At 61.3% G+C, this 12,632-nt stretch carries 10 protein-coding genes; 1 reads left to right on the top strand and 9 read right to left on the bottom strand.

Annotated features, from left to right (window positions below; genetic code table 11):
• Positions 1–7 precede the first annotated feature (7 nt).
• From ACA072_RS06910 to ACA072_RS06870, 9 genes are all read right to left on the bottom strand, one after another.
• Entirely contained in the window at positions 8–1,168 is a 1,161-nt protein-coding gene (locus ACA072_RS06910) for an acyl-CoA dehydrogenase family protein (protein WP_497623733.1), read from the bottom strand.
• A gap of 52 nt (positions 1,169–1,220) precedes the next feature.
• Entirely contained in the window at positions 1,221–2,012 is a 792-nt protein-coding gene (locus tag ACA072_RS06905) for an enoyl-CoA hydratase/isomerase family protein (RefSeq protein ID WP_497623732.1), read from the bottom strand.
• 266 nt (positions 2,013–2,278) lie between these two features.
• Entirely contained in the window at positions 2,279–3,691 is a 1,413-nt protein-coding gene (locus ACA072_RS06900) for an amino acid permease (RefSeq protein ID WP_497623731.1), read from the bottom strand.
• A gap of 186 nt (positions 3,692–3,877) precedes the next feature.
• Positions 3,878–6,142: an ATP-binding protein gene (locus tag ACA072_RS06895; protein ID WP_497623730.1), complete on the bottom strand. Its 2,265-nt coding sequence runs from the start codon at positions 6,140–6,142 to the stop codon at positions 3,878–3,880.
• Complete coding sequence (locus ACA072_RS06890) at positions 6,139–6,912, bottom strand: substrate-binding periplasmic protein (RefSeq protein ID WP_497623729.1); 774 nt, start codon at positions 6,910–6,912, stop codon at positions 6,139–6,141. Before ACA072_RS06890 ends, ACA072_RS06895 begins: the two co-directional genes overlap by 4 nt.
• Before the next feature lie 5 nt (positions 6,913–6,917).
• Positions 6,918–7,634 (bottom strand): response regulator, encoded by a 717-nt coding sequence (locus ACA072_RS06885; RefSeq protein WP_497623728.1) that lies wholly within the window; start codon positions 7,632–7,634, stop codon positions 6,918–6,920.
• Positions 7,635–7,726: 92 nt separating this feature from the next.
• A complete protein-coding gene (locus tag ACA072_RS06880; protein WP_497623727.1) occupies positions 7,727–8,374 on the bottom strand; it encodes a TetR family transcriptional regulator C-terminal domain-containing protein in 648 nt (215 codons plus the stop codon).
• Positions 8,375–8,491: 117 nt separating this feature from the next.
• Positions 8,492–9,271, bottom strand: coding sequence for a class II aldolase/adducin family protein (locus ACA072_RS06875; RefSeq protein ID WP_497623726.1), 780 nt, complete (start codon positions 9,269–9,271; stop codon positions 8,492–8,494).
• Between the two features lie 75 nt (positions 9,272–9,346).
• Complete coding sequence (locus ACA072_RS06870; protein ID WP_497623725.1) at positions 9,347–10,396, bottom strand: ABC transporter substrate-binding protein; 1,050 nt, start codon at positions 10,394–10,396, stop codon at positions 9,347–9,349.
• A gap of 216 nt (positions 10,397–10,612) precedes the next feature.
• Between ACA072_RS06870 and ACA072_RS06865 the strand changes: the two genes are divergently transcribed.
• Positions 10,613–12,574, top strand: a complete 1,962-nt coding sequence (locus ACA072_RS06865; protein ID WP_497623724.1) for an oxidoreductase — start codon at positions 10,613–10,615, stop codon at positions 12,572–12,574.
• The last annotated feature ends 58 nt before the right edge of the window (positions 12,575–12,632 follow it).

Raw genomic sequence — 12,632 nt, 5'->3', positions numbered from 1 at the left:
GGGCGGATCAGCGCAACAGTGGCCGCAGCAATTCGCGGGAAATGATGTGGCGCTGGATCTCCGAGGTGCCTTCCCAGACGCGCTCGATCCGCGCGTTGCGCCAGATGCGTTCCACCGGGCATTCATCCATCAGGCCCATGCCGCCAAAGATCTGCACCGCCTCATCGGCGACCTTGCCGAGCACTTCACTGGCGAACAACTTGGCCATGCCGGCCTCGCCATCGGTCATGGTGCCCTGGTCCATTTTCCAGGCGGTGTGCAAGGTCAGCAGCTCAGCGGCGCGGATCTGCGTGACCATGTCGGCGAGCTTGAACGAGATGCCCTGGTAGGTGCCGATCGGCTGACCGAACTGCTTGCGATCCGCCGCCCATTGCAGCGACACATCGAGCGCGCGCTGTGCCTGGCCGACGCAGTTGGCGGCGACCATCACCCGCCCGGCGGTGAGCCAGGCATTGGCCACGTCCCAGCCCTTGCCGACTTCGCCCAGCACTTTATTGGCGGGGACGCGGCAGTCGTCGAAGAACATTTCGAAGGTGTGGTAACCGCGGTTGCTTACGCACTTGGGACCACGGCGAATGGTCATGCCCGGTGTGTCGCGGTCGACCAGGAACGAGGTCACGGCGTTGCGCTGTTTACCGTTGTGATCGTAGGTGTCGGTGACGGCGAAAACGATGGCGAAATCGGCGTGCCCGGCGTGGCTGATGAAGTGTTTGCTGCCATTGAGAATGAAGTCATCGCCATCGCGCACGGCGCGGGTCTTGATCGCGTTGGCGTCGGAGCCGGCGCCCGGTTCGGTCAGCGCGAAACAGTCAATTTTCTCGCCCTGGATGCACGGCAGCAGGTAGTCGTTGATCTGATCACCGGTGCAGGCCATGAGGATTTTCGACGGCCGCGCGACGAACACATGCAGCGCCCACGAGACCTTGGACAGTTCACGTTCGATCAGCGCCTGGGACAGGTAATCGAGGCCGCCACCGCCGACTTCTTCCGGCATGTTGAAGGCATAGAAACCCGCCGCAATCGCCTTGCCGCGAATCTGTGCCGCCAATTCGGGGGAGACGTCGTCGGCGCGGTCGACCGCTTCCTCATGAGGCAGCAGTTCCTTGGCGACAAAGCTGCGTACTGCGTCCACCAACATTTCTTGTTCTTGGGTCAGTTGGAAATTCATGGGGCTACCTGTTGTTCATGTGCTGAGTAGATGTTCGGGCAAGCCGGCGGGCTTATTTGCCGCTGAAGTGTGCCGGGCGTTTTTCGATGGCGGCGCGCAAGGCTTCGGCGCCGTCGTCGCTGCGACCGCAGAGCAGGCCGGCGGCGAGCTCGGCTTGCAGTTGCTCCGGCAGGCTGCGCTGGGCGCCTTCGCGCATGAGTTTTTTGGTCTGGGCGAACGCGAACGTCGGGCCGTTGGCCAGGCGCGTGGCCAATTCAGTGGTCACATCGTGCAGTTGATCATCGGCGCAGACTTCGCCGACGAGGCCGGCAGCCAGGGCACGGTCGGCGCCCCACAACTCGTCGAGGAACAGCAGGCGTTTGGCTTGCTCGGTGCCGATCAGACGCGGCAGATGCCAGCTGGCACCGGCGTCCGGCGAGTAGGCCATGCTGGTGTAGCCGGCCTTGATGCGAGCCGATTGCGCGGCGATGCGCAGGTCGCAGCACAGCGTCAGGTCCATCCCGGCGCCGACGGCGGTGCCATTGATGGCGGCGATGGTTGGTTTTTCGAGGCTGTACAAGCGGCTCATCAGGGCGTGGGCGGTTTCGGTCCAGCCGTAGCTTTCGAGGGCGCCACGGGCTTCGGCTTCGGCCCACTCGGCGAGATCCGCGCCGGAGCAGAAACTGCGGCCGCTACCGGTCAGCACCACGACTCGAACGGAGGGATCGGCGTTGAACTCATCGAGCAAGGCGTGCAGGTTTTTCAGGGTCGGAATGTCCAGCGCATTGCGCTGATCAGGGCGATCAAGCGTGATCCAGGCCACACCGGCTTTTACCTGGCAGAGCAGAGAAATGAGAGTAGTCATGCGAATCCTCGAATTATTGTGTTTGGCATGAGGTGGTGCGACTTGAGGCCATACTAAACGAGTGTTCAGTAAGACGGCAATTGGCGAAAGAATTGGCTGTAACAGCCTTACCAATAATCTATCTGTTTGTATTTAAAGGATTTAATAGAAAATATCGGCGCTGCGAGGATTGCACTGTTACAACTTCGAACAACTGCCTACAGCCCGCCGCAAACAACTGTGGGAGCGAGCTTGCTCCCACAGGAAATGCGCTTTGAATCAAAGATTTAAACGGTTGGCAGGCTCGGCGCCAGCACCGCCTGACGCTTGCGTTGAGTCAGGAAATACGCGGCGTAGCACACCGCGATAAACCCGAAGCCCCAATACAGCGAAGGACGTTGCGTCTCATCCAGCGCCAAAAACACAAACAGCGAACAGCACAGCGCGATGCACGTCAGTGGCAATAGCGGAAACCACGGTGCGCGGTATTTCAAATCGCTGAGCTTGCCGCCATCGCGCAGGTAAGCCTTGCGGAATTTGTACTGCGCCAGTGCGATCACAATCCAGGTCACCGTGCCCGACATGCCACTCACCGCCATCAGCACCATGAACAGCGTGTCCGCCGCGACAAAACTGGTCATCAACGACACCAGCGCGAAGCACAAGGTGATGCTCAGCGCCCGCAACGGCACGCCGCGCTTGCTCAACGGCGACAGGCTTTTCGGCGCCATGCCGGTCTTCGACATCGCCCACAGAATGCGCGTCGAGGCATACAGTCCGGAGTTGCCCACCGACAGAATCGCGGTGAGGATCACGAAGTTCATCAGGTCCGCAGCGTAAGGAATGCCGACCATGTCGAACACCTGCACGAACGGACTCTCCATCAATCCGGCCTGCTGCCACGGCACGATCGCCGACAGCACCACGATCGCCAGCACATAAAAAATCAACACGCGAAACACCACGTTGCGGACGGCGCGCGGGATGCTTTTTTCCGGTTGATCGGTTTCGCCGGCGGCCACGCCCATGATCTCGCAACCCTGGAAGGCGTAGACCACGGTCATCATCACCGCGAACACAGCGGACAAGCCATTGGGGAACAGCGAGTCGCCAATCAGATTGTTCATCATCGGCGCCGGTGCACCGCTGGTCAGCGGGATCGCGCCGAAGATCACCAGCACGCCGACCACGATAAAACCGAGGATCGCCGCGACCTTGATCCCGGAGAACCAGTATTCCGCTTCACCAAAAGCCCGCGTCGCCAACGCATTCAGGCCGAACAGCACCACCACGAACAGCGCCGACCAGTACCAGATCGGAATGGTCGGGAACCAGCGCTCCATCAGCATGCCTGCCGCCGTGAACTCCAGGCCCACGGTGGTCGCCCAACTCATCCAGTACACCCAGCCGATCATGAACCCGGTGGCCGGCCCGATGAATTTGGTGGCGTGGGTTTGAAACGAGCCGGACACCGGCATTTGCACGGACAGCTCGCCCAGGCACACCATCACCAGGTACATCAGGAAGCCGGCGACCAGGTAGGCCAGAATCGCCCCCACCGGCCCGCCCTGATTGATCGTCACCCCGGAGCCCATGAACAGCCCGGTACCGATCACGCCGCCCAGGGACAACATGAAAATGTGCCGGCTCTTCAGGGCGCGGGTCAGATGGATGCCGTTACGTTCGGTAGATTCGCTCATGTCCGCACCCCATCAGCGAGGTGCGCGTGGCGCGAGGAAGGATCAGCTTTACGGCCATTCATTATTATTATCTCCAATAAGCTTCGAAGACCGCGCTGTGGCGGTTGCCTCGATTATTGGAAGGCCATGTAAGCTCCCGTTGACCGTAAAGATCGAAGTTGTAAAAAGTCGTAACGAACTTGTACGTCAGCTGTGCAGCAGCTCGGCCAGGGTCTGTTGCGAACGCTGCAAGTGCGCATGAACCTGCGGCGCCAATGCCCGCAACCTTGATTCGTCGTTGACCTGCGCGGCCTCTTCCAGCGCACGCAGCACAGTGGCCAATGCCCGAAAGCCCAATGAATCGCTGCTGCCGGCCAGGCGATGCGCCAGATGAGCGACTTCGGTGCAATCGTCGGCCTCGATCGCTTCCGTGAGCGCCTCGCGATGCTGGCTGATCGAATCGCGCAACACCGCCAGCAATCCCAGGAGTTTCTGTTCACCGAGCAAGGTGCGATGAGTGTCCAGCAGCGGCCAGTCCATCGCCTCGTCATCAAACTGCGGCGCGGGTGTCGGTGAATGCCCGTCCAGCGCCTGACGCAGGTTCTCGAGCTTCAGCGGTTTGGCGAGAATGCCGTCCATCCCGGCATCCAGATAACCGCGCACCAGCGCCGGCTGCACACTGGCGGTCAGTGCGAAGATTCGGCAGTGGCGGTTCGGGCCTTCGGTGCGGCGGATCTGTATGCACAACTCGACGCCGCTGATGCCCGGCAAGTGCACATCGAGCAGGATCAAATCGAACGTCTGCGCGGCGCATTGCATCAAGGCCTGTTCACCGTCTTCGGCGAGCCAGACCTGATGCCCGTCCCGTTGCAGCAAGCCGCTGACCACGTCACGGTTCAGCGCGACATCCTCGACCACCAGAACCTTCAGCGCGTGACCGGGCTCGTGGTGCATTGGCAACTCGGCAAACCCGGTAGACGCCGGCTGCAATGTCACTTCAAACCAGAAACAACTACCCCGCCCGACCTCACTCTCAACGCCGATCTGCCCGTCCAACTGCTGCACCAGATGTTTGCAAATGGCTAATCCGAGCCCGGTGCCACCGAATCGTTGCGCCACTTCCTCGCTGGCCTGAGTGAAGCGCTCGAAGATCTTTTCCTGCACTGCTGGAGCAATGCCGATGCCGTTGTCCGTCACACTCACACGCAGCCGTTGCCCGGTCGGTTCCGGGACTTGAGCCAGCAGCGCAACGTCCACTTTGACCTGACCGCCTTCGGTGAACTTGATCGCGTTGGCCAGCAAGTTGCTCAACACCTGACGCAAGAATTGTTCGGCACCATGGTGCCGGGCGGCGACCTGCGGATCGATCCGGCAGTGCAGCGTCGTGTCGTTGCTCAGCGCGCGCGGTTCCAGCAGCGTCAGCACCTCATCCAGCAATTGCCGAAGCGAAAAATCCACCGGCTCCGGGTGGCTGACGCCCTCCTCCAGTCGAGCGAAATACAGCACTTCATTCAGAATCGACAACAACCCTTCGCCGGCCTTGTACAGCGCATCCAGACGTTTGCCGTCGCGCGCATCCAGGTTGGCGTCGCGCAGCAATTCGGCCATGCCGAGAATGCCGTTCAGCGGTGTGCGCAACTCGTGGCTCATGGTTGCCAGAAAGCGCGACTTGGCGAGGTTGGCCGCCTCGGCTTCGTCCTTGGCGCGCATCAGGCTGGCAGTGCGGCGCTCGACCATTCGCAGCAATTCATCGCGGTTGTCTTGCAGGGCCAGTCGATCGCTTTCCCGGCGATCAATGTCGCTGAGGATCGCCCGGCGCATGTCGTCCAGCGCATGGGCCACGGTGTCGATTTCGTCCTCGTCAGCGCTGCGGCGTTTGTCCAGTTGCAAGGGTTCATGCCAGTCACCGGCGGCGATGCGTCGGGCAAACCCGGCCATGACTTGCAGGTGCCGCGTCACCAAGCGATAAAACAGTCCCGACAGCGTCACCGCCAGCCCGCACAAAAACACGCTCATCCAAAGCAGGCTGGTCAAACCGGTGGCGTACAAACGCTGATGCACGGCGCCCAGATCAGTGCTGACCTCCAACTGCCCCAGATGCCGCAACGGCCCGGACGGTGGCTGATAGTCCAGTGGAAAACGCTCGATGCGCAGTGGCCCGATCGGGTCCGCGCTGCCATGCAGCAGATCGAAATCAGGGCTGGTCAGATGCACCCGCGCCACATCGGAGAAATCCACCAGACCGCGCAACTGCACATTCAATTGCTCCTGGTTCAAGTCCCAGAGACTGCGCTCCAGGCTGGCCAGATACCCGGCACGAATCAGCTCCATGCGTGAGTCGATGTCACGCATCTCCCGGCGGTATTCGAAGTACAACTGCACGGTGCTCGCCAGCACGGTGAAGCACAGGCTGAAGAGCAAAATGAACAGCAGCAGACGCCGCAACAGTCCACCGGGCCGAGCGCGGATCATGGCGAATTCGCCGGCAGGTTGATCATGTCGCGATAGGTGACTTCGCTTTCGTTGAGCAAACGGTCGACGTCCCCGGCATCGACCATGCGCTTGAGTTGCGCATCGATGTCCGGCATGCGGCTTGCCAGCGGGGAACGGCGTGATACCGCAATCCGCAGGTAGTCCACGCTCAAGGACGTGGGCAATGCGACGATGTCTTGCGCGCCCGGCAGGCTTTCGACGTAGAGCTCGCCGGTGCGTCGCTCCGAGGTGATGAAGTCGATGCGCCCACGAATCAGTTTGCCGAAGTTCTGGCGGCTGTCAGAGACCCACTCGATGTTCTGGTGCTGTGCGACCAAGCGGTCGAATTCCACGCCGTAACTTTCACCAAACAACAATCCGCCACGGTAATTGGCCAGGTCCACCAGACGCTCGAATTTCACCGGGCGCTGGCGGTTGATGAACAACGCGACCTCTTCACGCAGCACCGGCACCGTGGAAAAAATCATGCTCTGCTCCCGTTGCGCGGTGTTGTAGGCCAACACCACATCGACCCGGCCTTCGGCGGCGTCGAGCAGGCAGCGTTTCCAGTTGCCGAGCACGACGATTTCCACTTCGTAGCCGAGTTTTTCAAAGAGGTTTTTCACCACGCTCGGGGCCAGGCCGCGCACCTGTTTGCCGTCGCTCCACGAGATCGGCGGGTACACCGGATAGTCGCAGTAGCGAATCTTTTGCGCCGCCATCGCGCTGTTCGCGACCAGTGCCAGCAGCAACGCGAACACTCGCCACATAAAACTCAGGCCGCCACGCTGGCGGTGAACAGGTAACCGGCGCCGTGGATGGTGATGATCAGTTGCGGCTCGGCCGGGTCGTCGTGCAACTTGCGCCGCAAGCGTCCGACAAGCACGTCGATGGAGCGATCATTGGGCACCCACTCGCGGTTGCGGATCTGGTCCATCAACTGATCGCGGCTCAAGGTATGGCCGCTGTTGCGCAGGAACACGCTGAGCAATTGGTACTCGCCGTGGGTCAGCAGGGTTTCGCTGCCGGTGGGGTCGATCAGCCGCCGGCGATCGGTGTCCAGCGCCCAGTCGGCGAATTGTTTGACCGGTTTTGCGATGGCCGCCACCGGTTGGGGCACCTGCGCGTGACGAACCCGGCGGATCAGGTTTTTCGCCCGGGACACCAGCTCGCGTGGGTTGAGGGGTTTGATCACGTAGTCATCGGCGCCGCATTCGAGGCCGACGATGCGGTCGATCTCATCGTTGCGCCCGGTGATCAGAATGATCCCGACTTCCGAACGGACCCGAAGCTCCCGGGTCAGCGTCAGGCCGTCCTTGCCCGGCAGGCGGATATCGAGCATCACCAGATCAACCGCCTGGCTCGCCAGAAAGGTTTCGGCCAGCTCCGCCGTGGCCGCGCAATGCACGTCATAACCTTCCTGGGACAGGTAGGCGTGCAGCAGTTCGCGAATCAGCGGATCGTCATCGACGATCAGTACCCGAGGAGTCATCGCTAGGTGTCCCGCGTATGCCCGAAGGCGTGTTTCTTATTAGAGTGTTGTGTTGCCTTGGCGTCAGAGAGTATCGGCAGCTGAACGACCGATCAACAGCCCGTCGTCTGGACGCAAAACCGTTGGCGACCACCGGCCTGCAATCCGTCGACCCAGGCTTCGCAGATCTGGATGCCTTGCTCTGGGGTAAAGGTGCCGGGGTTGAGGCCCGACTCCAGCCACAAACCGTCGAGCAACGCACTGAGGCTGATGGCAGCCAGATCGGCGTCGAAGTTTTCCCAGCCCTCCTCCTGCGCCAGCTCGGTCAGGACTTTGCGCAAGATGCCGCGGTACTCACCGTAGGAATGCTCGTGCGCGAGGTTGATTGACTCCGCCGTACGCACCGCGCCCCAGAAGGCCAGCCAGGCATCGATCAGTTGCGGGTCGAGCAGTTCGGCGGAGAACGACCCACGGAAAAACGCCGACAAACGCTCGCGGGCGGTGGGCGCCGCGTGCTGCATCGCCTCGCGCAGCAAACTCATGACCCGCCCGGTAATTGCCCGGTAGGCCTCCGCCACCAGTTCATCCTTGCCGGAATAATGATGGCTGATCAACCCGACCGAGACACCGGCCTCGGCGGAGATCTTGCGGATCGACGCGCCCTGGAAGCCGTGGCGCTTGAGACAAACCAGCGTGGCTTCGATCAGGTTGGCCTTGCGCAACTCCGGCTCCATGCGGGAAAAACGGGCTTCCTGACTCATGCGCGACACTCTCCGTGGATCAATCGTTTAGGGCGCGGCTGGACAAACCGCGAGCTGAACGACTGTACAGCAAGAGTGCCGTAAGTCTCTAGTCAGTTGCACGCCCCAGAAACCGGGTCAGTCCCGATAACCCGGCGCCACCCGCTCAAGCAATCGCAACAACGCCGCCCAGGCCAACTGCATGGCATCCGGATCGCTTAGCTCGCCGTCGTCCAGCGGACGGCCAGGATCATTAAACTGACGCTCGGTGTGTTCGCACACCTCGCTCGGCGGCAAAACCAGCTCACCGGCAGCCTGCGCGGCGAGCTGGATTTCGCACGCTTTTTCCAGGTAATACATGCGCAAGAAGGCCTGGCTCACGGTCTCGCCAACGGTCAACAAACCGTGGTTACGCAGCATCAGCACCGGCTTGTCGCCAAGGTCCTGCACCAGACGCTGCTGCTCGCTCATGTCCAGCGCCACGCCCTCATAGTCGTGGTAGGCAACCCGCCCATAGAACTCCATGGAAATCTGGTTCACCGGCAACAACCCGCATTTCAACGCCGCGACCGCGCAACCGGATCGAGTGTGGGTGTGCAGCACGCACTGCGCGTCTTCACGTGCACCGTGGATGGCGCTGTGAATTACAAACCCCGCCGGATTCACCGGATACGGCGACGGCTCCACAGCTCGACTATCAAGGCCAATTTTCACCAGATTCGACGCAGTGATCTCATCGAACATCAGCCCGTACGGATTGATCAGGAAGTGATGATCAGGCCCCGGCAGCCGCACCGAGATGTGGGTGAAAATCAGATCGGTCATGCGAAAGTGCGCGATCAATCGGTAACAGGCAGCCAGCTCTTCGCGCAGACGCTGTTCCGTCGCGCTGCGCAGGTGGTGGGCGATCTCGTTCATTGTTGTGGTTCTCCAGGCTGATCGACTGCGCAAAACAGTAAGGCCGGACGCGGTGAAACGTCCAGCCGCTTGCGATTACTTGCTGGCCCAGGCATTGAAGCGCTCTTCGAGTTCTTCGCCGTGATCGACCCAGAACGCCACGTCCATCGACAGCGCGCCCTTCAGGTTTTGAGGCGCGGTGGGCACCCATTGCGCTAGTTTGCCGTCCAGTCTGGCTGCTGCTTCAGTGTTGGTTGGGCCATAAGGGATCTGCTCGACATACTTGACCTGGGCGTCCGGCTGATTGGCGAACGCAATAAAGCGCTTGGCCTGATCGACATGTTTCGAGCCCTTGATGATCGCCCAGTAATCCATGCCATACAGACTGCCCGGCCAGACCAGCCCGAGATGACTGCCGCTTTGCGCGGCGGCGGCCACACGTCCGCTATACGTCGAGGTCATCACCACATCCCCGGCCGTCAGCCATTGCGCCGGTTGCGCGCCGGCCTCCCACCACTGGATATAGGGTTTGAGTTCGGTGAGTTTGGCGAAGGCCCGGTCGACACCCTTCGGCGTGTTCAACACTGAATAGACGTCCTCGACCTTCACCCCGTCGGCCAGCAAGGCGAACTCCAGGTTGTACACCGCACGTTTGCGCAGCCCGCGTTTGCCGGGAATTTTCTGTACATCCCAGAAGTCGGCCCACGAGGTCGGGGCCTGCGCCAGCTTCTGCGTGTCGTAGGCAATCGCCACGCTCCACACCAGCGCTGCCGAACCGCACGGCTGCGCGGCATCGGGAATCAACTGCTCGACGCGCCCCAGGGTTTTCCAGTCGAGTTTTTCATACATGCCTTCGTCGCAACCGCGCATCAGGTCCGGGCCTTCAATCTGCACCACGTCCCAATCGGCGTTGCCGGTGTCGACCATCACTTTGATCCGGGCCATCTCGCCGTTGTATTCACTCTGGATCAGCTTGCTGTGATCCGCGACGCTGAACGGCTGAAAAAACGCCACATCCTGGGCTTTCTGGCCGGCGCCTCCGTAACCCACCACCACCATGTCCGGTGCTGCCTGAGCGCTGCCAAGGCCCATGGCCAGAGACAGCAACAAGGGATAAAAACCGTGCTTGAGCGTATTCGATTTCATCAGTGGTTCCTCTTGCAGGTGCCACGCGAATAACGTCCACGTGACCCTTTTTTATTGTTGTGAGGTTTGCCCCAGGTCCGGGCGCCAAATGAATCTACTGCGAGGCATAGTAAAAAAACAAGTTGATTTTTTACTACAGGTAAATTTCTATAGGCAAATAATAACAACGCCGAAAACCCGGCCTTTCGGCTTCAGCCTGCCTGGAGTACCCGTCCCATGCCGACCTCGTCCCCTGCTTTTGCGCACCTGTTCGAACCCTTGCAGCTGCGTGGCAAACGCCTGAAAAACCGCATCATGTCCAGCGGTCACGACACCTCGATGCCCACCGACAACCTGGTCAACGAACAACTGATCGCCTATCACACCGCACGGGCCGAAGGCGGTGTCGGGCTGATCGTGTTGCAAGTGGCCGGTGTGCATGACAGCGCCCGGTACACCTCACACGTGCTGATGGCCACTGACGACGCGTGCATCGAGGGCTATCGAAAAATCGCTGACAGTTGCCATGCTCACGGCACCGTGGTGCTGTCGCAGATTTTCCATCCGGGTCGGGAAATCATGGAGTCCAGCGATGGCTTGCTCGCTGTCGCTTACTCGCCTTCGGCGGTGCCCAACGAGCGTTTCCGAGTGATGCCCCGGGCGCTGGATCAAGCGATGATCGATGAGATCGTCGTCGGTTACGGTGCCGCCGCCCGGCGCCTGTATCAGGCCGGAATCGATGGAGTGGAAGTGGTCGCCAGCCACGGCTACCTGCCAGCGCAATTCATCAACCCGCGGGTCAACCGTCGCACCGATGGCTACAACGGCGAGCTGGAACAACGCCTGCGTTTCTTGCGCGAAGTGATCGCCGCCGTTCGCGCCAACACCGATGAACACTTCATCATCGGCCTGCGCATTTCCGCCGACGAACGCGATCCTGAAGGGCTGACCGAGGATGAATCCCTGGCCGCCGTGCAATCCCTGCAACCGTTTCTGGATTACGTGCACATCGTCGCCGGCACTTCGGCGTCGTTGGGTGGCGCGGTGCATATCGTGCCGCCGATGGCGATCGAAGCCGCGTATCTGGCCAAGGAAGCCGGAACCTTCAAGGCCGGGCTGTCGATTCCACTGTTCGTCACCGGGCGCATCAACCAGCCGCAGGAAGCCGAAATGATCCTCGCGCGCGGCCAGGCCGATGTCTGCGGCATGACCCGTGCCCTGATCTGCGACCCGCAAATGCCCAACAAAACCGACACCGGCCACGTCGAGGATGTGCGCGCCTGTATTGCCTGCAATCAGGCGTGCATCGGCCACTTCCACAAAGGCCTGCCGATTTCCTGCATCCAGCACCCGGAAACCGGGCGCGAACTGATCTTCGGCCAGCGGCAACCGACGGGGCAACGCAAACGCATCATGATTGCCGGCGGCGGGCCTGCCGGGATGAAAGCCGCCGCCGTCGCCGCCCAGCGCGGACATGACGTGACCCTCTACGAAGCCAGCTCGCAACTCGGCGGTCAGGTCTTGCTCGCGCAATTGCTCCCTCGACGCGCCGAATTCGGCGGCGCCAGCACCAACCTGCAACGTGAAATGGAACTGGCCGGCGTGCGCGTCGTACGCAACACCCGCGTCGACCGGGCGCTGGTCGAACGCGAACGTCCGGACATGGTGATCGTCGCGACCGGCGCCGAACCGTATTGGCCAACCTTCGAGCGCGGCGGCGAATTGCAGGTCGTCGACGCCTGGCAAGTGCTGCGCGATGAGGTGCAAATCGGCCGCTCCGTAGTGGTCGTCGACTGGCGCGCCGACTGGATCGGCCCCGGCATCGCCGAGCGCCTGGTTCGCGCCGGGCACCAGGTGCAATTGGCCGTCAACGGCACCCACTGCGGGGAAAACCTGCCGCTGTACGTGCGCGATCAATTGGCCGGCGAACTGCACAAACTCGGCATCCCGATCACCCCCTACGCCCGCCTGTATGGCTGCGACGACAACACTGTCTACCTGCAACACACCGCCAGCGGCGAACCGATGCTCTTCGAAAACATCGACACACTGGTGCTCTGCCAGGGCCATCAACCCGTTGATACCCTCGGCGCCGAACTGCAAGGACTGGTGGAATTTCGCCGCATCGGCGACTGCCTCGCTCCGCGCACTGCCGAAGAAGCCATCTACGAGGGTTTGAAAGTCGCCTGGACACTTTGAGGCTGTTTTATACTCCGGGGCTTTTACACAGTCCCCGGTTTGGAGCACGCCATGAGCA

The organism is Pseudomonas sp. LBUM1656 (assembly GCF_059716065.1).
The sequence above is the reverse complement of the archived record's forward strand: the minus strand, read 5'-3'. Positions and strand labels throughout refer to the sequence as shown.

Bases quoted from the DNA above. Each gene is read 5' to 3' on its own strand.
- ACA072_RS06890 (WP_497623729.1), bottom strand. From the start codon at position 6,912: ATGTGGCGAGTGTTCGCGTTGCTGCTGGCACTGGTCGCGAACAGCGCG.
- ACA072_RS06910 (WP_497623733.1), bottom strand. From the start codon at position 1,168: ATGAATTTCCAACTGACCCAAGAACAAGAAATGTTGGTGGACGCAGTA.
- ACA072_RS06880 (WP_497623727.1), bottom strand. From the start codon at position 8,374: ATGAGTCAGGAAGCCCGTTTTTCCCGCATGGAGCCGGAGTTGCGCAAG.
- ACA072_RS06875 (WP_497623726.1), bottom strand. From the start codon at position 9,271: ATGAACGAGATCGCCCACCACCTGCGCAGCGCGACGGAACAGCGTCTG.
- ACA072_RS06905 (WP_497623732.1), bottom strand. From the start codon at position 2,012: ATGACTACTCTCATTTCTCTGCTCTGCCAGGTAAAAGCCGGTGTGGCC.
- ACA072_RS06870 (WP_497623725.1), bottom strand. From the start codon at position 10,396: ATGAAATCGAATACGCTCAAGCACGGTTTTTATCCCTTGTTGCTGTCT.
- ACA072_RS06895 (WP_497623730.1), bottom strand. From the start codon at position 6,142: ATGATCCGCGCTCGGCCCGGTGGACTGTTGCGGCGTCTGCTGCTGTTC.
- ACA072_RS06900 (WP_497623731.1), bottom strand. From the start codon at position 3,691: ATGAGCGAATCTACCGAACGTAACGGCATCCATCTGACCCGCGCCCTG.
- ACA072_RS06865 (WP_497623724.1), top strand. From the start codon at position 10,613: ATGCCGACCTCGTCCCCTGCTTTTGCGCACCTGTTCGAACCCTTGCAG.
- ACA072_RS06885 (WP_497623728.1), bottom strand. From the start codon at position 7,634: ATGACTCCTCGGGTACTGATCGTCGATGACGATCCGCTGATTCGCGAA.